Origin of the sequence: Xanthomonas sp. DAR 35659, from assembly GCF_041242975.1 — a bacterium.
In the GTDB taxonomy this organism is placed as follows: Bacteria; Pseudomonadota; Gammaproteobacteria; order Xanthomonadales; family Xanthomonadaceae; genus Xanthomonas_A; species Xanthomonas_A medicagonis.
This window is the reverse complement of sequence record NZ_CP162488.1, coordinates 4,710,045-4,728,978: the sequence shown is the minus strand read 5'-3', so window position 1 is coordinate 4,728,978 and position 18,934 is coordinate 4,710,045. Positions and strand designations below refer to the sequence as shown.

Below are 18,934 nucleotides of genomic sequence, written 5' to 3'. Positions count from 1 at the left end.
CGCCCGCTGCTTCCGCGCCGCCGGCGTCCGACCTACCGATGGCCGCCGTCGCTGCGCCAGCCGATGACGACACCGCCATCGACCCACTGCATCCGGGCCTGGTGCGGACCGGCGTGGTCATGGCCTTCCTGATCGGCGGTCCGCCGCTGGGGACCTTCGTGGTGGCGCTGCCGATGCTGCTGTTCGGCGCGCTGGATGGCGGCGAGTCGCCGGTCGGCGCGCTGGTGGGGGCGCTGGGGATCTCGCTGTTTTCCTACCTGTTCGGCGCGGTGCCGGCGCTGCTGACCGGACTGGTCGCCGCGTGGTCCTGGCCGCGGCTGCGCGGCTGGCGCGCACATCTGCGCATGGGCGCGATCGGGTTCGTGCTGTCGCTGCTGTGTTTCGCCATCGCTTTCCCGCTGATGGGCTCGCGCAGCACCGATTCCTTCACCGACGACGCACCGACGCTGCTGCTGTTCAGCCTGCCCGGCCTGATCGCCGGCGTGTTGGTCTCGCGCCTGCTGCAGGCGCTGCGCGGCAGCTGAGCCGCCGGCCTCAGCCGGCGCTGGCCTGCTGCAGCGACGGGGTGCGCCAGCCGGCGCGCACGCCCCAGACGTAGAAGCCCAGCGCGACCACGCCGACCACGACCAGGTCCGGTCCGTAGGACAGGTAGCCGTGCCCGCCGAAGGTGGTGCTGCCGGCCCACGACAGCAGCGCGATGGTCGGCAGGTAGGCGATCAGCCAACTGGCGCCGCGCAGGTTGTTGCGCAGGTCCTTCCAGCCCTGTCGATGCTGGTAGTAGGCGTAGACCGGCAGGGCGACCAGCATCAGCACGATGATCTCGCCGGTCAGCGGCCAGCGCGCCCAGTACAGCAGTTCGGTGGCGAGCACGAACGCCGCCGCGGCCAGCACCGGCAGGCCGAAGATGCGCAGCGGGCGGTGCATGTCCGGCGCGTGCTTGCGCAGCGCCATCGCGCTGATCGGGCCGGTCAGGTAGGAGATGATGGTGGCCACCGAGATCACCGCGGCCAGCGTGCCCCAGCCGCGGAAGAAGAACAGGAACAGGTAGGACACCGCCAGGTTGAAGAACATCGCCGGGCGCGGCACGCCCCAGTGCGGATGCAGCTTGCCCAGCACCGCCGGCAAGGTGCCGTTGCGTTCCATGCCGTAGATCATCCGCGCGGTGGTGGCGGTGTAGGTGATGCCGGTGCCGCTGGGGCTGACGAAGGCGTCCACGTACAGCAGCATCGCCAGCCAGTGCAGGTTGACGATGATCGCCAACTGCGCGAACGGCGAGCGGAAATCGATGCCGTGCCAGCCGGCCTTGGCCAGCAGCTCCGGCGGCACCGCGCCGATGTAGGCCACCTGCAGGATCAGGTAGATCACCGTGGCCAGCGCGATCGACCCGAGCACCGCGAACGGGATGCTGCGCCCGGGATTGCGCGCCTCGCCGGCCAGGTTCACCGGGCTCTGGAAGCCATTGAAGCTGAACACGATGCCGGCGGTGGCCACCGCGGTCAGTACCGCGGCGAAGTCGATGGTGTGGCTGCCGCCGTGCAGGCCGACGCTGAAGTTCTCGCCGTGGAAGCCGCTGGCGATCAGCGCGATGCCGGTCAGCGCCGGCACCACCAGCTTGAACACGGTGATCAGGCTGTTGGAGCGCGCGAACAGCTTCACGCTCCAGAAGTTCAGCAGGAAATACACCAGCACCAGCGCCGCGGCGATGTACAGGCCGGGTACCGACAGTTCGCCGGCGCCGCCGGGCTGCTGCATGTACAGGTTCTGCGCCCACTGCCACGGCCACGACGCCATGTACTGCACCGAGGCCTCGGCCTCGACCGGAATCACCGACACGATCGCGATCCAATTGGCCCAGCCGGCGATGAAGCCGACCAGCGAGCCGTGCGAATAGTGGCTGTAGCGGACCATGCCGCCGGACTCGGGGAACATCGCGCCCAGTTCGGCATAGGCCAGGGCGATGGTGGTGACGATCGCCGCGCCCAGCACCCAGGCCCAGATCGCGCCGGGGCCGGCCAGCCCGGCGGCGCGCCAGGCGCCGAACAGCCAGCCCGAGCCGATGATCGAGCCCAGGCCGGTCAGCATCAGGGCGAATGGGCCGACATCGCGGCGCAGGGCGGGTTCGGTCATGGCAGGTTCCAGGCGGCGGTCGCGGCGGGAAACCGCGGATGATCGCATGAAAGCTGGGAATGGGGATTCGGGAATGGGGAATCGTAAGAGCGGGACTGCTGGTGTTGCAGGGTTGAGGGCGCTGCTTTGCGAATCCCGAATCCCCAATCCCCAATCCCGGCCTTACGAAGACTTTACGGGCAGCGGCACCTAGCGCCATGGCGCGCTTACGCGGGCCGCGCGCAGACTGCGCCCCGTCCTTCCCGTTGGATGTGTTCCATGTCGATTCTGCTGATCCAAGGCCCGCATCGCGATGCGCCGGCCGTCGCCGCGGCGCAGCGCCTGGCCGCCGCCCATGCCGCGCAGGTGGTGCCGGTGGCCTGCGCCGATGCCGCGCAGATCGTGGCGCGGTTGCAACAGGGCGCGCACGACGAGACCGAACTGGTACTGCTGGATTCGGGCGAGCTGCCGGCCGCCGATCTGGCCGCGCACGGCGCGCACCTGCGCGAGGCGCTGGATGCGCTCGGCCATCCGTATATCGAGGTGCACGATGCCAGCGCGCAGGCGCTGGAACCGCTGCTGCACCCGCGCCACGCGCCGCTGCTGACGGTGATCGCCAACGGCGCGCTCGCCGACAGCTACGCGATCGCGCTGGGCGTGGCCACGCGCCGGCTCGGCGCGCGCGCCGCGCTGGCCAACTGAGGGCGCCGCCATGTCGATCGTGTTGTTGCGCGGGCCGGACTGCGTGGCCGGCCATCGCGGCCGCCCGGCGCGCATCGCGCCGCAGATCATGCAGCAATTGCTCGCGCAGGCCGGCCGCGCCGGCAAGACCCTGGCGGTGCGCGGCTGCGCCAGCGAGGCCGAACTGCTGCAGGCGCTGGCGCAGGCCGACGCGGCGCGGGTGGAGATGCTGCTGCTGGATCCGGGCGCCTGCTCGGACAGCGCCGCCACCGCCGCCGCGGTCGCGCACCTGGGCCGGCCGTACGTGGAAGTGCACGACGATGCCTGCGACCAGCGCGAACCCTGCCTGTGCGCGGCGTCGCGGCAACGCGTGGGCCAGGTCGGCGGCTATTGCGCGCAGAGCTACGCGCTGGCCTTGTCGATCGCGCTGGAACACCTGGGCTGCAATGGCTACGAAGGCGATGTCCACGTCGGCACCTGAGCGCGCGCGCCACTACCTGGCCGATTACGAGGCCTACAGCTACGGCCAGCGGATCGCCTGGGGCACGCTGGCGCACAGTTGGCGCGACGCGGCGCCGCTGGATCCGGAATGCCTGTTGCAGCGGCTGCGCGCGCAGGCCGCGCAGCGGCACGGCGTGGACAGCGAGGACATCCGCATCCGCAGCGTCAGCCGGCTGTAGCGCGCACCACGCACACGAACTGGTTGACGGCAGCAAGCCCACCGCATGTTGGCCACACGCGAAGCGGAGGGGTCTCGTCATGGGAAGACGCGAGGGCGCCCAGGTGCGGCAAGCAAGCCAGCGCGCCGCGCCGCGGCGCGCGAGCGTATCCATCGGTCGTCGAGCCGAAGCTTCTGCGAGCCGTCGCCGCGGTCGTCACGGCATGGCGCGCACACCGCGCGCCGCGATGCCGCCTACGCGAACAGCGCAGCCAGTCGTGCCACCGCTGCTTCCGACGCGGCGCGGTCGGGCGTGGCGTCCGCATTGCCGAAGTCGCCATCGGCCTGCGCCTGCACCAGGATGCCATCGCGGCGCGGCACCACGTTGAGATTGTGGCCGCGGTACACCAGCCCGTAGGTCACCTCCGGCTGCGGCACCAGTCGCGCGGTCTGGCCGCGCACCGGCACCACGCTGTCGTCGCCGAGCAGGGCGCGCGCGCCGTAGCCGGTGGCGTTGACCAGGGTCTTCTCGCGCAGGTCGGCGAACTGGCGCGGGCTGGCGAACTCGCGCGTCTCGATCTCGCCGCCGGCGGCGAGGAAATCGTCCAGCAGCAGCCGCGCATAGGCGCTGATGTTGAACACCAGTTGCGTGTAGCGGCGCACGTACGGCACCGGGAACGGATGCTGGCCCGGCGCCAGCGCCTGCCCGTTGGGTCCCAGATCGGCCAGGTAGCGCGACTCCAGCGGCGGATAGTCCGGCTCGCCGCCGCCGCCGTGGCCGCCGCTGGGCTGGTCGAACGGCACGTCCGACAGCACATAGCCGTCGCGCCATTCGACCGGGTCGCCGGGCAGGCCCAGCAGGTTCTGGTACATGCCGAACGAGGTGCGCGCCATCTGCTCCCAGCGCCGCGTGAAGTCCGGCGTCGCATGGGCGCTGGTGCAGATCCGCGAATCCGGCGACCACACCCCGGTGGCGAAGGAGGAGCGCACCTCCGGCGGCCGCTCCTTGGCGTAGATGCGCACGCGCAGCCCGGCGCGCTGCGCGACCAGCGCAGTGGTCAGCCCGATCGCGCCGCAGCCGATCACCGCCAATGCGGGCTGCCCGGTGGCACGGGCGAGCTGCGTGGCGATCGCCGCCGCGCCCCACGACAGCGACCAGCCGCTGCCGCCATGGCCGTAGTTGTGGATCACCGTCTTGCGCCCGATCCGCTCGGCCTCGATGCGCGGCCCCTGCGCGCGGAACGGGCGCGTGCAGGCGTGCAGGGCGACGATGCGGTCGGCGCTGGCGCGGATCGGGACCAGCGGTGCCGGCGCCGCGAACGTCGCGATCGGCGCGGGCGGTGCCGGCAGCACCGGCAGCCCCGGCGCGGACGCCGGCAACGCCACGTCGCGGCGCGGCCGCGCCAGCAGGGGCGCGGCGCCGAGCGTGGCCGCGGCCAGCGCGCCGCCGCGCAGGAAGTGTCGTCGGTGCATGTCCGGTTCCTTGGAGGTGAGCGGCAGAGTCTAGCGCCCGCGCGCGCCGCGTTCGCTACCGCGCGCATGGGTGCCGGTCGTGGCGCTAGTAGTGCCGTGGACATCGATTGGGAGCGCCGTATGCCGCTGTGCCGCGAAGGGCCGGGTCGCGCGCGCCCACGCCGCGGTTTCGCGCCGCCGATGCGCCGTTCCATCCGCGCCGGCCCGGCTTCGTCGCAAGGGGACTGGCGGGGCGCGCCGCCGCGGCTATGCTCGCCGCCATGTCCCCGAACCCCGCCGCCATGGTCTCCAGCGTCTCCCTGATCGTCCGCCTGCTGCTGGCCTGGGCCGCCGCCGTGGTCGTCGCCGGCTTCGTCTGGAGCGGCCTGTTCTACAGCATGGAGGATCCGCCGGGCTGGTTCTTCGGCCTGCTGGCGATGCTGCTGATGGTGTCGGCGCTGGTCGCCGGCATCACCCACCTGCGCCGCGTCTGGCTGATCGCCGGACGGCTGGACAGCGCCACGCTGTCCAGCCGTCAGCGGCGCCAGATCGAGATTCCGCTGGACACCCGCGAGGCGTTCGCGCTGGTCGATGCGGCGGTGCGCGAACTGCCGCGGGTGGAGCAGGTCGAGAGCACCGCCGACAGCCTGCAGGTGCGGGCCAAGGTGCGTCGCCTCGATCCCTACAATGGCCGCCCGCCGTCGCGCTGGAACCTGGCCGCGCGCTTCGCGGTCAAGCGCAACCAGGTGCTGGCGACGGTGACGCCGGGCGCCGGCACCAGCAGCCTGACGCTGCTGCTGGAGCCCGACGCCAGCGCCTGGATCGACCTGTTCGCGGTCGACGAAGGCAGCAACTACGAGAACGCCGAGGCGCTGGGCCGCGCGGTGGCGCGGCGGGTCGCCGAGCGGCGCCGCGACGAGCAGGCCGCCGCCGCGCAGGCCGCCACCGACCAGGAGCTGACCGTGGCGCGGTTGAACCTGCTGCACGCCCAGGTCGAGCCGCACTTCCTGTACAACACGCTGGCCAGCGCGCAGGTGCTGGCGCGCACCGACCCGCCGCGCGCGGACCTGATGCTCGGCTATCTGATCCAGTACCTGCGCCGCTCGCTGCCCAGCGCCGAGGACGCGCTGAGCACGCTCGGCGAGGAACTGGAGCGCACCCAGGCCTACCTGGAGATCCTCAGGATCCGCATGGGCGCGCGCCTGCAACTGCAACTGCAGGTGCCCGAGCAGATGAAGGCGCTGGCGTTGCCGTCGATGATGCTGCAGACCCTGGTCGAGAACGCGATCAAGCATGGCCTGGAGCCCAAGCCCGGCGGCGGCACGATCTGGATCCTGGCGCGCGCGTTCGACGACCACTGCACCATCACCGTGGCCGACGACGGACTGGGCTTCAACAGCCAGTCCAGCGGCACCGGCATCGGCCTGAAGAACCTGCGCGAACGCCTGCGCCTGACCTATGCCGGCGCCGCCGCCTTCGCGATCGTGTCCAACTTCCCCAGCGGCGTGGCCGCGACGATCACCCTGCCGGGTCCGCCGCCCTCGCCGCTGCCGCCGCCGTTGCCGGCGGGAGCGCTCCATGGTTGATGCGATCGTCGCCGAAGACGAGGAACTGTTGCGCACCGCCCTGGTCGCGCTGCTCGGCGAGGTGTGGCCGCAACTGCGCATCGTCGCCGAATGCGAGGACGGCGCCAGTGCGCTGGAATGCCTGGCCGAGCACCAGCCGGACGTGGCCTTCCTCGACATCCGCATGCCCGGCCTGAGCGGCATCGAAGTGGCGCGCGCGCTGGGCGAACTGAGCCCGCGCACCCAGGTGGTGTTCGTCACCGCCTACGACCAGTATGCGATCGACGCGTTCGAACACGGCGCGGTGGACTACCTGCTCAAGCCGATCTCGCGCGAACGCCTGCGGGCCACCGTGCAGCGGCTGCAGGCGCGCGCCGCGCAGGGGCCGGACGCGGCGGTGCTGGACGCGTTGCTGCTGCGCCTGGGGCAGCGTCCGTCGCCGCCCGCGTCCACGCCGCCGCTGGCCTGGATCACCGCCAGCAGCGGCCGCGAGACGCGGCTGATCCTGCTCGACGACGTCGTCTATTTCCAGGCCGACAACAAGTACACCACGGTGCTGACCCGCGATGGCGACGCGCTGCTGCGCACGCCGCTGCGCGAACTGCTGGAAGTGCTGGATCCGGCGGCGTTCCGGCAGATCCATCGCTCCACCATCGTCAACCTGAAGGCGGTGGCCTCGGTGGTCCGCGACGACACCGGCAAGGGCCGGCTGAAGCTGCGCCATCGCGACGAAGTGCTGACCGTCAGCCAACCGTACATGAGTCTGTTCCGCGGCATGTGACGCCGCGTCCGTCGTTTCGCACTGGAACAAGGAAATCGCCATGCGTCTGCTTTCCGCCCTGTGGTCGTGCCTGCTCGGCCTCGCCGGCTGCCAGGGACACGCCAACTTCGATCTGTCCACCGGCGGCAGCCGCGAGACGGTGGTGCACGCCAGCGAACACGGTGAGGCGGTGATCTTCAGTCGCACCACCTACCGTGGCGGGCTGGCCACCTTCCGCTGCATGGACAGCCGCAGCGGGCGCTGCCATTACCAGGTCTACGCCGCCTGCGCGGCGCCGGCCGCCGGTGGCGCCGCGACGCCATCGTCGTGCACGCCGCGCCTGCTGCAGGAGTTCGACGTGCGGATCGGGCAGCGGCGCGAGATCGGCGGCTTGCCGCGCGACTTCGGCCAATGCGTCGCGCCCGAGACACCGGCGGTGCCGCAGCCATGCATGCAGGGGTGAGTGCAGGGAGTTTCGTCGTGGCTTGAGTGAAGCGCCTGGCATGGCATCCGTATCCGCGGAATAGGTTCGCCAGGGTGTTTCGTTGTGGCCGACTGCAACCGGGGTGGAGCAAGGTCCGTTGAACCGAGGCGGGCGTAGGCGCGCCCCGGACCATCGCGGCCCGTACGGCGGTGGTCTGTGACGATCGCCGAGTCGTGTGCGACGCTCTAGTTTCCGGGAGGCTTCGTCGGCACACCCACATCGCGGGGCAGAGGCCATTCGGCGATCAACGGGACGTCCACGCGCGTGGGCGACCAGCGAATGTGGTCGACCAGTTGCACGGCGTCGATATCCTGTTCTTGCAGCACCTTGCCGTCCCAGGTTTGAAGCCGTACGAAACCCGGCGCATCCGCCGCGGAGCCTGGCATCGTGGGCAATGGCACGCTTGTGCGAAACACTTCCACCCGGAAGCGTCGATCGGGGCTGACGAAGGTTTTGTAGCTGCTCGAGCAGCACAGCTTGCGTCCGCTGGGCGAAAGCCATAGCCATGCACAAGCCACCAGGGCGACGACAACCAGTAACGCAATGAGCGGATAGCGATTTGGCGTCCGGATGTGCATATGCTCAACGTCGAATAGGTGCGCCTCGTTTTAACATGCGCACGTCGAAATGGACGATGGCAGTTTCTCCCATTGGATGGGCTTCAGCCTCGACGGTGTCCGAGGACGGATGGTGCGATGGCTTCTTCGTCGCGGCTGAAGCCGCTCCTACAAGGAGCGCGCGCGGCCGCGATGGGTTGCGGAGAACGCAACGCGGCACGCCCGCGGCGTGGCCCCTGTAGGAGCGGCTTCAGCCGCGACCGAACCTAGTAATCCACGCCCACCGAGAACAGCACGCTGCGTGGATCGCCCAGCGCCACCGCGCGCTGCAGGCCGCCGCTGTAGTAGTCGTGGTCGAACGCGTTCTTCAGGTTCAACGCATAGCGCCAATGGCCCTGGCGGTAGGCCACGCCGGCATCGAACACGACATAGCCGGGGATGCGGTGCCCGTACGCGGTCTTCTCGCCCTCGGCACGCCCGCCGCCGCTGAAGGTCCAGCCGTCGTCCGTCCCGCGCGGCGCGTACTGCAGCCACAGCGAGCCGCTGTGCCGGGGCACGTTGTACAGCCGATCGCCCACCGTGGTGACGCGTTGCGCGCCGTCGTCGGTGACCACCGCGTCGGTGTAGGCGTAGCCGGCGAACAGGCTGACGCCGCTGCCCAGGTCGGCGGCGGCGTTGAGTTCCAGGCCGCGGCTGCGCTGTTCGCCGACCGCGATGCTGTAGCCGTCGTTCGACGGATCGGCCTGCAGCACGTTGCGCCGGCGCAGGTCGTACAGCGCCATGCTCAGGCTGGTGCCGGCGTCCAGTTCCATCTTGACCCCGACCTCGACCTGGCGGCCGCGCTCCGGGTCGAACTGCGCGCCCTGCGCGTCGGTGCCGACGTTGGGATAGAACGAGGTGGCGACGCTGGCATAGGGACGCAGACCGCCGCCGGCATCGAACATCACCGCGGCCGAGCCGGTGGTGACGCTGGCGTCGTTGCGCTGCTGCGCACCGGTCAGGAAGTCCTCGCTGCGGTTGCGGCTGCGGTCGTGGCGCAGGCCCAGCAGCAGTTGCCAGTCGGGCGCGAACTGGATGCGGTCGCGCAGGTACAGGCCGCCGGAGGCGACCACGCTGAGGTTGTCGCGGGTGGGCGTGGCCGGGCACGTCACCGCACCGCCGTAGACCGGCGCGTACACGTTCAGCGTGCCGACCCGGCAGGTCGACTGCAGGGCCCATTCCCAGGTCTTGAACGCATCCACGCCGACGGTGAGCGTGTGCTGCCAGGAACCGCTGGCGAAGCCGCCCTGCAGGTAGGTGTCCTGCACCCAGGTGCGCCCGTCCAAATGCTGGTCGGTGGCGGTGCGGCGCAAGGTCCGCAGGTCGGCGGCCAGGCCGTTGTTGGCGATGAAGAAGCCGTCCATGCCGAACTGCTGCCAGCGCGCGGCGTGGTGCAGGGTCCAGCCGTTGTCGAAGCGGTGGTCGAGCACGTAGCCGATGCGGCTCTGGTGGCTGCGATAGGGCGGTTGCGCGGGTTCGCCGATGAACAGCGCGCGGTCGATGCGGCCGTTGCGGTTGGGCTCGACGCTGCCTTCCCAGGGCAGGCCCTGCTGGCGGACGTACTCGCGTTCCTGGTAGCTGGTGAGGAGCACGAAGTCGGTGCGCTCGCCCAGGTCCAGCGACAGCGACGGCGCGATCCAGCGGCTGCGGAAGGACACGTGGTCGGTGGGGTCGTCCGAATTCATCGCCAGGCCGTTGAGGCGCAGCGCGACCTTGCCGTCGGCCGACAGCGGCTGGTTGAGATCGACGCTGCCCTGGCGCAGCCCGTCGCTGCCGACGCCCAGCTCGGCGCTGCGCCGCGGCGTCGGCCCGGGACGCTTGCTGACCAGGCTGACCAGCCCGCCGGGCAGCACCTGCCCGTACAGCAGCGAGGCCGGACCCTTCAGCACCTCCACCTGCTGCATGCCGAACAGCTGCTCGGCGACGCGGTTGCTGGCCGCGGTGCGCAGGCCGTCGACGAACAGCGAATCGGAGGCGGTCTGGCCGCGGATGATCAGGTCGTCCCAGCCACGCCGGCCGAAGGTATTGGCGACCACGCCGGACACGTTGTGCAGGGCGTCGGCCAGGGTCTGCGCCTGCTGGCTGTCCAGCAACGCGCGCGGGACCACGGTGATGGAGAACGGGGTCTGCGCCAGCGGCGCGTCCGATTTGTCCGATTGCGCCGGCGCGGTGCTGCGGAATCCGGTATCGGCCGAATCGGCGCGGACCTGCACGGTGGGCAACGCCACCGGCTGCGCGGCGTCGCTGGTGGCGTCGGCCGCGCGCGCGGTGGTGGAGGCCGCCATGCAGAGCAGGCAGGCGAGGGAGAGGGGGTGCAGGGTCATCGAGGCCGTGGGGAGGGATGGCTAATTGAGAATGATTATATTTTGCGAGAGGGCATTTGCGAAGCCGGGCGCCGCTGGTGGGGCCCAGCGCGCATGGCGCGTCACCCGTGGGTAGGTGTGCGCCCCGTCGGGCAGCCGCGCGGTGCGCGTGCCACGGGGTGGCGTGCGTGGCCGAACGCGTGTCTGGCGCAGCAGGCGTGTTCTTCGCTAGCGCCTTGGCGGAGGACGCGCGGCACAGGTGCCGCCCGGGCGCTCGCCGCGGCCGAACTCGCGAACGCTCCGCGCCGGCGAGACTGGCGGCGCCGGCGGTCCTGGGTCACGCGCGGCACGGCGGAACGCGTGGCAGGGGTCGCTGCGTGGGTCGGTGCAATCACGCCAGAGCGGGTGGCAGAGGACAGCGCGGCGTGCGGCGGCTGACGGCGCGCGCCGGCCAGCGTCCTTGCGCAGCATGCCGAAACAACCGCGTGCAGGCATCGCTATGCCGATGCTGGTGCGGGCGCGTCAACCGCACAAGGAGCACGCAGAGATGAAGTGGGATGGCGGCGTGTGGCTGGCCTCCCGTCTCGGCCTACGAGGCGGGTGCGAAGAAAGCAGGCAGGCATGGCGTGCCGCGGTGCCCGCCGTACCCCGCACCTGCCGCCACGGCTTGTTCGATCTGGCGCCGCACCGATGTCTGGCGCGACGCCAGCGTGCCTTGCCCGTCGGCTCAGCCGGCGACGCGGACCACGCCGGTCTGGCCGGGCGGCAGGCCTTCGAACTGGTTCAGCGCCTCGACCAGTTCGGCATGCAGGCGGATGCGGCCCATCTCGCGCATGATGCGGATGTCCTCGTGGCGCAGTTCGCGGTTGGCCACCACCTGGCGCTTGTAGGCGAGGATCTCCGGATACTTGCGCGCCATGTTCAGCGCGTCGGCCACGCACTCCACCGTGTCGGCATCCACCGACAGCCGCTCGCGGCTGTTGAACGCGGTCAGCCAGCGCTCGAAACCGGCGGTGCGGTCGAACATGTTGGCGATGAACCAGATCACGAACAGGATCGCGACCCACGAACTGAACACGATGACGATGCGCGAGAAGGTCACGTGGTAGTCGTGCTGCCACAACTGGTTGGTGATGACGCCCAGGATCACCAGCGAGATCGCCTGCCAGCCGATGATGGAGGCGACCAACCATTGCTGCTTGGCCTGGGCCAGCAGGGCCACTTCCTCGCGGATCTGCGCTTCGCTCTTGTGCTGCCAGTGCGCGACCTGTTCGGGGAACGAGCGCTGGTGCAGCGCGTTGTCCTCGAGCAACAACCCCAACCCCTTGAACAAAGCGATCATGACTGGCTCCTTGCTGACACGGTGACGAAGGACGCTGCCGCTGGCGATCTCGAAGCAGCTTCTTTCTAGCACAGCGGCCGCGATTGGCATGCTGCGACCGCACATGCGGCGGCCGCGACGCCGCGCTTGCGCGCCGCGACGAGGCCATGCCGTCGCCGCCAGTGCCGCCGCGACCGCACCGACCCGGGACGCCGCGATTCGCGCGCACATGCATGTCGCCCCGCTACCATGGCGCGATGCGCTCCATGCCTTCGCTCGCCGCCCCCGCCGCCGCCCGCATCCGCCGCTGGGTACTGGGCGTGTTCCCGCGCGGCCAGGGCGACATCGACTACGACCATCCCGCCGGCGATCCCGGCCTGTTCGGTCCGGACAGCGTCACCTGGCGCATCCACGCCGAGCTTCCCGGCATGCTCTCCGGTGGCCTGTGCGCCTTGCTGCTGCAGACCCTGCATCCGCTGGCGCTGGCCGGGGTCTACGACCATTCCAACTTCCGCGAGGACCTGGTCGGGCGCCTGCGCCGCACCACCCAGTTCGTCGCCGCCACCAGCTACGCGCCACACGCCGAGGCGCAGCGCCTGATCCAGCGGGTGCGCGCGATCCACGCCCGCGTGCGCGGCCACACCCCGGACGGCCGCGCCTATGCCGCCGACGATCCGGCCTTGCTCACCTGGGTGCACGTCACCGAGGCCTACGGGTTCCTGCAGGGCTACCGCCGCTATTGCCGGCCGGTGCCCGCGGCCATCGCCGACCGCTACTACGCCGAGGGCCGGCGCGTGGCCGAGGCGCTGGGCGCGCAGGCGGTGCCCGGGTCCGAGCGCGAGGTGCAGGACTACTTCGCGCAGGTGCGGCCGCAGCTGCGGGTGGATGCACGCTCGCGCGAGGTGCTGGCGGTGCTGGCCGGGCTGCGCCTGCCGGTACCGGCGGCGGGCCTGTCGCGCGACCTGTTCCTGGGTGCCGGCGCGGCGCTGCTGCCGTCGTGGGCCGAGGCGATGCTGCAGCGTGGCCGGCTGCAGCGCGCGGGCGCGGCGGCCTCGGCGCGGATGCTGCGCGCGGCGGTCCCGCTGTTCAGGGTGGCGCTCAACGACGGCATCGCGCAGCGCGCGTGCCGGCGGGTCGGGATCGCGCCACAACGGCTGGCGCACTGGCCCGACGCCGCCGCGCCGCTGCCGCCGGTTGGCTGAACGGCACCGCCGACCCCGCGACGGATGCTGCGTTGCAGGCAGGGTGGATCAAGATCGCGGCCGCCGTGCCGCTCTAACCAGGACCGATGCCGCACCGATTCGCCACCGCCGACAAGACCCGCGAGCCGCGCTTCGGGCAACGCCTGCGCCGTGCGCTGCGCGCGCCGCTGCACGCGATCCTGGTGTGGGGGCTGGTGCTGGCGGTGGCGCTGGCCTGCGTGCTGGCCTATGTGCTGGTGCGCGACCGCGACAATCGCCTGGCCGCCGCGCAGCGGCAGAGCCTGGCGCTGGCCACCGGCGCCGATCGCCTGTTGCAGGTGAAGCTGGACACGCTGGGCCAGGCCATGCGCGGCGAGGCGGCCAACGCGCAGGCGCTGCGCGCCGAGCCACCGGAGCGCGCGGCGGCGCTGGTCGAGGCCTCGCTGCAGGGGCTGCTGGAGCGGCACCCGGAACTGCACAGCGTGGCCTTGCTGGATGCGCAGGGCGCGCGCTGGCGCGGCGGCGCGGGCGATCCCAGCGTACGCGGCTGGGCGCAGGAGGCGCAGCGCGGCAGCGCGGGCGTGTTCGTCGGACCGGTGCAGCGCAGCGCCGACGGCGAACCGGTGCTGCGCCTGGCGGTGCCGCTGCCCTCCGGCGGCTGGGTGCTGGCGCGCTGGCGGGTGGCGGCGCTGCAGCACATCGTCGCCGGGTTCGATACCGGGCACGACGGCGTGGTCGGCCTGATCGACCGCCACGGCCTGCTGCTGGCCGCCAGCGGCCCGGCCGCCGGCGGTAGCGTGCGCTTGCCGCCGAACCTGCCGCGGCCGCCGCCGCAGGGCCTGGCGCTGGGCATGCGCGCGATCGTGTTCGGCCATCAGCCGCGCATGGTGGCGATCAGCGGCGGGCGCGACTACCCGCTGCTGGCGGTGGCGGGGCTGTCGGTGCGCGAGGCGCTGGCCGGCTGGTGGTGGTTCGCCGCCGCCGCCGGCGTGCTCTACCTGCTGTACCTGGCCGGATTCGTCTATCTGCTGGGCAGCCTGCGCCGCGCCGAGCGCCGCCACCGACAGCTGCTGCAGCGACTGCGCCGCGGCGACGAGGACCTGCGCCTGGCGCATGCGATGGGCGGCATCGGCACCTGGCAGATCGATACCGACCGGCGCCAGCTGCTGCTGGCCGAGCCCACCGGGGCGATGCTGGGCTTGCCGCGGATCAGCGTGACCGTGGATGCCTTCCTGGCGCGGGTGCACGACGAGGATCGCGAGCGGGTCGCGCGCAGCTACGAGGACGCCCTGCACGGCCGCGGCGAGTACAACGTGGTGTACCGCATGCACATGCCGGACGGACGCCTGCGCTGGCTGGCCGCGCGCGGCGCGTTGGTGCATGGGCGCGACGGTGTGTGCATGACCGGCGCGGTGCAGGACGTGACCGAGCGGCTGGAGGTGGCGGCGCGGTTGATCGACGCCGAACGCCAGTTCCGGCTGATGTTCGAACGCAATCCGCTGCCGTTCTGGTTGTTCGCGGTGGACAGCCTGCGCTTCCTGGAAGTGAACCAGGCCGCGATCCGCCAGTACGGCTACAGTCGCGACGAGTTCCTGGCGATGACCATCCTCGACCTGCGCCCGGCCAGCGACGCCGAGCGCGTGCTGGCGGACGTCCGCAAGCCGCGCGACGGTTTCGACGAGCCCCGCGTCTGGACCCATCGGCGCAAGGACGGCAGCCAGCTGTCCGTGCGCGTGCACAGCGCCGACCTGGAGTTCGACGGCGTGCCGGCGCGGCTGATCCTGGCCGAGGACGTCAGCCAGCGCCTGGAATACGAGCGCGAACTGGCGTTCCGCGCCAGCCACGACGGCACCACCGGGCTGCTCAAGGCGCGCGCGCTGGCCGAGGTGCTGGACGCGCGCCCGGCGGCCGCCTACGCGGTGGCCTACGTGCAGTTGCGCGGCCTGGCGCTGATCGGCGACACCCTGGGTCGCGCCGTCGGCGACGCCGTGCGTTGCGCGGTGGCCGAGCGCCTGGGGGCGCTGGGCGAGCGTTTCGGCCTGGTGGCCTACCAGCCGTCGCAGGACTTCGTGCTGGCGGTGCTGGATCCGCAGCAGATGCCGCAGGCACAGCAGGCGCTGCTCGAGGCGCTCTCGACCCCGGTGCAGGGCGGCGATTTCACCCAGCAGTTGCAGGCGCACGTCGGGGTGGCGCGCTACCCGGACGATGCCGCCAGCGCCGAGGAAGTCATCGGCAGCGCCGCGCAGGCGGCGCATGCGGCGCAGGCCGAGGGCCGCGGCATCGCGCGCTTCGAACGCAGCATGTCCGCGCGCATCGGCGAACGCCTGCGCCTGGCCGGACGCATCCACCAGGCGATCGAGCGCCAGGAATTCGAGCTGCACTTCCAGCCGGTGGTGCACGCCGACAGTGGCGCGCCGCGCCTGCTGGAGGCGCTGATCCGCTGGCCGCAGGCCGACGGCGGCTACATCGCGCCGGACCAGTTCATCCAGTTGTGCGAGGACACCGGGTTGATCCTGCCGCTTGGGCGCTGGGTGATGCGCGCCGCGGCGCAGGCGCGGCGCACGCTGGCGGAGCATGGCTGGCCGCAGCTGCCGGTGGCGGTGAACGTGTCGGCGCTGCAGTTCTTCGACGGCGACCTGGTCGCGGACCTGGCGCAGGCCTGCGCCGACGTCGGCCTCGGCGCCGACGGGCTGTATCTGGAACTGACCGAGAGCAGCGTGATGCGCCAGCCGCAGCACGCGCTGGAGGTGTTGCGGCAGTTGCGCGCGCTCGGGGTGTGCGTGGCGCTGGACGACTTCGGCACCGGCTTCTCCAGCATGGCGCATCTGCGCGACCTGCCGCTGGACACGCTCAAGATCGATCGCAGCTTCATCGTCGACGTGCATCGCGATGCGCGCAAGGCCTCGATCTGCGAGGCCTTGCTGACCCTGGGCCGCAGCCTGGGCCTGGGCGTGGTCGCCGAGGGCGTGGAATGCGCCGAGCAACTGCGCTGGCTGCGCGCGCACGGCTGCGACTACGTGCAGGGTTACCTGATCGGGCGGCCGCTGCCCTTGCCGCAGGCGCTGGCCGCGCTCGGCGCGCTCACAGCATGATGTCGATGGTCTGTTGCGCGCCGGGCGCCGGCAGCGGCTCGCCGTCCCAGTAGCGGCGCAGCGGTTCGCGCACCAGGTCCAGCGCGGTCGAGGCGCCGCGCACGCCGGGAAAGCGCCGCAGGTTGTCCGATTGCAGCGCGAGCATGCGCCGGTCCTGGTCGCCGACCTTGCGCAGCAACGGCCACACCAGCAGGCGCACCGCCCAGGCCGGCGCCCAGCGGCCGTCCACGTGCAGGCTGGCTAACACGTCGGTGCTCCGCGCGTCGACCGGGGTGAAGTGCAGGCTGATCCGCACGCGGCCGCCGCGCGCATAGCGGTACTCGATCTGCGCGCTGCCGGGCGCGGCGAAATGCGCCCGTTCCAGCGTGCGCGGCGATTCGAACAACTGATACAGCCAGCCGCTTTGCGCGGCGGCGCCGCTGTAGTCGACGTGGAAACCTTCTGCGGTGGTCTGCAGGCAGGCGCGCATCGGCATGCGCGCGCCGCCGCGCCGCACCAGCCCAGGATGCAGCAGGTGGGTGTGCAGCGGATCGAGGAAGTTCTCCAGCGCATCGACCACGTGCGCCCGCCACCGCGTGCGCCACAGGAAGCGCCGCGACGGCGGCTGCAGGTCCTGCACCAGTTGCGCCGGTTGCGCGTCGCCCTGCGCATCCGGGCGCAGCCAGATCAGACCGTCGTGCTCGCGCGCGGCGAAGGCGCGCACACGCACCGCCGGCGGTGCCTGCCCGGGCGGCATGCCGGGGATCTCGCGCAACGCGCCATCCTGGCCGAAGCGCCAGCCGTGGTAGGGGCAGGCCAGGCCGTCGCCGGTGGCGCAGCCGGCCGACAGCGGCGCATGCCGGTGCGGGCAGCGGTCCTCCAGCGCCAGCAGGCTGCCGTCGGCGCAGCGGGCGATCGCCGCATGCCGGTCCATCACCGTCACCGCCAGCGGCCGTTGGCGCAGGGCGTCGGCGCGGGCGACGGCGAACCAGTGTCGATACAGGGAAGGGTGCCAGTCGGTCATGGGCGCTAGCGTCGCATGCACGGCAGGCCACTGTCTGCGGCCGAGACCGCCATCGCCCCTCTTCCACCGGGAGAGCGGTTGGGGTGAGGGTATGGCCAGCACGGATCGCCCTTCGATGCCGAACATTCAAGGCTCCGCCGTACCCTCATCCGCCCCTTCGGGGCACCTTCTCCCGCTGGGGGAAGGGAATGCATGCACGTTGCCGAACGATCGCGCGCGCCATGCATCGCACCGGCGCGCCGCGCGCTGTGGTGGCACGCGCCACGCCCGCGCGCCCGCAGCGTTAGGCGACGACCGTGCCGGTCACCCGGTTGCGCCCGCCGCGCTTGGCGGCGTACAGCGCCTGGTCGGCGATGATCACCAGGCGTTGCCATTCGACCTGGGCCTGCACCGAGATGCAGTAGCCGATGCTGACCGTGCACTGGACCGTCGCGGCGGCCGCAGCGGCGATGTCCTGGCGCTCGACCGCCCGGCGCAGGCGTTCGGCCAGGTCGCGCAGCGCCGCCTCATCGCCCTGCGGGACCAGCACCATGAACTCCTCGCCGCCGACCCGTGCCAGCAGCTCGGGCGCGCGGATGTGGCGTGCCAGGGTGGCGGCGATGGCGACCAGCACCTGGTCGCCCACCGCATGGCCCAGGCGGTCGTTGATCGTCTTGAAGTGGTCCACGTCGATCATCAGCACCGCGATCGGCGCCTGCCTGGCGCGCGCTTTCCGCATGCCCGCTTCGCCGGCGTCCCACATGATGCGGCGGTTGGCGACGCCGGTGAGGGCGTCCTGCGAGGCGTGGCGCATCAGTTCCGCATGCAGCTGCCGGGTCAGCATCCACAGGAAGCCGGAGGTAATGACCGAGGTCAGGATCATGCGCGAGAGCAGGCCGAAGGTCGAGGTGGGGTCGTAATGCCTGTTCGCGTCGGGATTGAGCGACCACCATGCGATGCGCGACAGGAGCATGAAGGCCCACAGGAAATGGAAGCCCGCGGTGAAGCGCGCGGCGGTGCGCGCGGTCGCGTCGGCATGGCGCCACAGGGCCAGGCCGGTGGCGATGGTCAGCAGGCCGCGCAAGGCGCAGCCGAGGATCACCATCACCCGATGGTCGCCGCCGGCGTGCAGGACGTAGTGGATCTCCGCCGCGCCGATGAGCGCCACCGCGCCGAGCAGCGGCCAGTGCAACAGCGGCCGGCGCAGGTAGGCGTTGACCGCGACCAGGGTCAGCAGCGTGGCGATGTCCAGGATCAGGTTGCCGGCCAGGGTGACGCGGCCGTCGGGCGCCGGCGGCACCAGCAGCACCGCGAAGCCGGTCGCGTAGACGGCGTAGCTCAGGCCGAGCAGCGGCAGGCCGCGCACCTGCCGCGCCTTGCGCACGGTGGCGTGGATGGCGAAGAACACCATCGCCGAGACCGCGGCCAGCAATCCGTTGACGATCAGCAAAGTGCCCGCATGCGCGAGACGCGCGATCCACTCCACTGGGTCCCCAATCCGCGGCAGAAGCGATCTTCAAGATGCCCGTCAGTATAAGGCAGCGGCCACGCGCGGACCGCTGGTGGGCGCTGTCCGGCAGGTCCGAAAGGGCCTGGCGCCGAGGCTTTGGGATCGAACGGGCCGCTGTCCGGTCCAGGCGATGTCGGGACACCGCATCGCTGTGCCGGCCGCCTGGATGCGTCGTCAGGGGGCCGCGGCCGGGCGCGGCCGCCCTGTCGCGGCCTGCCCGCGATGGCGCATAGGCTGGCGGCG

General features: G+C 71.6%; 16 protein-coding genes. 9 read left to right on the top strand and 7 right to left on the bottom strand.

Annotated features, from left to right (window positions below):
- Positions 1–38: 38 nt before the first annotated feature.
- The gene (locus AB3X07_RS20035) at positions 39–524 is read left to right on the top strand and encodes a hypothetical protein (protein ID WP_369940596.1); all 486 of its coding nucleotides are present in this window, start codon (positions 39–41) and stop codon (positions 522–524) included.
- Between the two features lie 10 nt (positions 525–534).
- Here the strand turns inward: AB3X07_RS20035 and AB3X07_RS20030 are convergent, their stop codons facing one another.
- Entirely contained in the window at positions 535–2,127 is a 1,593-nt protein-coding gene (locus AB3X07_RS20030) for an APC family permease (RefSeq protein ID WP_369940595.1), read from the bottom strand.
- A gap of 258 nt (positions 2,128–2,385) precedes the next feature.
- Here AB3X07_RS20030 and AB3X07_RS20025 point away from each other — a divergent pair, with 258 nt between their 5' ends.
- The 3 genes from AB3X07_RS20025 to AB3X07_RS20015 are packed head-to-tail and all read left to right on the top strand — an operon-like array spanning position 2,386 to position 3,467.
- Complete coding sequence (locus AB3X07_RS20025; protein ID WP_369940593.1) at positions 2,386–2,808, top strand: hypothetical protein; 423 nt, start codon at positions 2,386–2,388, stop codon at positions 2,806–2,808.
- 10 nt (positions 2,809–2,818) lie between these two features.
- A complete protein-coding gene (locus tag AB3X07_RS20020; protein ID WP_369940592.1) occupies positions 2,819–3,268 on the top strand; it encodes a type II 3-dehydroquinate dehydratase in 450 nt (149 codons plus the stop codon).
- Complete coding sequence (locus AB3X07_RS20015; protein ID WP_369940591.1) at positions 3,249–3,467, top strand: hypothetical protein; 219 nt, start codon at positions 3,249–3,251, stop codon at positions 3,465–3,467. The genes AB3X07_RS20020 and AB3X07_RS20015 overlap by 20 nt, the downstream gene beginning before the upstream one ends.
- 233 nt (positions 3,468–3,700) lie before the next feature.
- Here AB3X07_RS20015 and AB3X07_RS20010 read toward each other — a convergent pair whose 3' ends face one another.
- On the bottom strand, positions 3,701–4,918 hold the full coding sequence (locus AB3X07_RS20010; RefSeq protein ID WP_369940589.1) for an FAD-dependent oxidoreductase: 1,218 nt from the start codon (positions 4,916–4,918) through the stop codon (positions 3,701–3,703).
- A 281-nt stretch (positions 4,919–5,199) separates the two neighbouring features.
- On the opposite strand from AB3X07_RS20010, the gene AB3X07_RS20005 reads away from it, so the two are divergent.
- Genes AB3X07_RS20005 through AB3X07_RS19995 form a run of 3 tightly spaced genes read left to right on the top strand, consistent with a single transcriptional unit; the run spans position 5,200 to position 7,685 of the window.
- Positions 5,200–6,483 (top strand): sensor histidine kinase, encoded by a 1,284-nt coding sequence (locus AB3X07_RS20005; protein ID WP_369944821.1) that lies wholly within the window; start codon positions 5,200–5,202, stop codon positions 6,481–6,483.
- Positions 6,476–7,243 (top strand): LytR/AlgR family response regulator transcription factor, encoded by a 768-nt coding sequence (locus AB3X07_RS20000; RefSeq protein WP_369940588.1) that lies wholly within the window; start codon positions 6,476–6,478, stop codon positions 7,241–7,243. The genes AB3X07_RS20005 and AB3X07_RS20000 overlap by 8 nt, the downstream gene beginning before the upstream one ends.
- Before the next feature lie 40 nt (positions 7,244–7,283).
- Positions 7,284–7,685, top strand: coding sequence for a hypothetical protein (locus AB3X07_RS19995; RefSeq protein ID WP_369940587.1), 402 nt, complete (start codon positions 7,284–7,286; stop codon positions 7,683–7,685).
- Positions 7,686–7,891: 206 nt separating this feature from the next.
- Here the strand turns inward: AB3X07_RS19995 and AB3X07_RS19990 are convergent, their stop codons facing one another.
- The 3 genes from AB3X07_RS19990 to AB3X07_RS19980 form a co-directional block, all read right to left on the bottom strand.
- Positions 7,892–8,284: a hypothetical protein gene (locus AB3X07_RS19990; RefSeq protein WP_369940586.1), complete on the bottom strand. Its 393-nt coding sequence runs from the start codon at positions 8,282–8,284 to the stop codon at positions 7,892–7,894.
- 245 nt (positions 8,285–8,529) lie between these two features.
- Positions 8,530–10,626: a TonB-dependent siderophore receptor gene (locus tag AB3X07_RS19985; protein ID WP_369940584.1), complete on the bottom strand. Its 2,097-nt coding sequence runs from the start codon at positions 10,624–10,626 to the stop codon at positions 8,530–8,532.
- A gap of 706 nt (positions 10,627–11,332) precedes the next feature.
- The gene (locus AB3X07_RS19980) at positions 11,333–11,947 is read right to left on the bottom strand and encodes a hypothetical protein (RefSeq protein WP_369940583.1); all 615 of its coding nucleotides are present in this window, start codon (positions 11,945–11,947) and stop codon (positions 11,333–11,335) included.
- A gap of 236 nt (positions 11,948–12,183) precedes the next feature.
- Between AB3X07_RS19980 and AB3X07_RS19975 the strand changes: the two genes are divergently transcribed.
- On the top strand, positions 12,184–13,128 hold the full coding sequence (locus AB3X07_RS19975) for an oxygenase MpaB family protein (protein WP_369940582.1): 945 nt from the start codon (positions 12,184–12,186) through the stop codon (positions 13,126–13,128).
- A gap of 86 nt (positions 13,129–13,214) precedes the next feature.
- The gene (locus tag AB3X07_RS19970) at positions 13,215–16,199 is read left to right on the top strand and encodes an EAL domain-containing protein (RefSeq protein ID WP_369940581.1); all 2,985 of its coding nucleotides are present in this window, start codon (positions 13,215–13,217) and stop codon (positions 16,197–16,199) included.
- On the opposite strand, the gene AB3X07_RS19965 is transcribed toward AB3X07_RS19970, so the two are convergent.
- Both AB3X07_RS19965 and AB3X07_RS19960 read right to left on the bottom strand, forming a co-directional pair.
- A complete protein-coding gene (locus AB3X07_RS19965) occupies positions 16,189–17,202 on the bottom strand; it encodes a Rieske 2Fe-2S domain-containing protein (RefSeq protein ID WP_369940579.1) in 1,014 nt (337 codons plus the stop codon). The genes AB3X07_RS19970 and AB3X07_RS19965 overlap by 11 nt on opposite strands.
- 283 nt (positions 17,203–17,485) lie before the next feature.
- A complete protein-coding gene (locus AB3X07_RS19960) occupies positions 17,486–18,631 on the bottom strand; it encodes a sensor domain-containing diguanylate cyclase (protein WP_369940578.1) in 1,146 nt (381 codons plus the stop codon).
- Positions 18,632–18,934 lie beyond the last annotated feature (303 nt).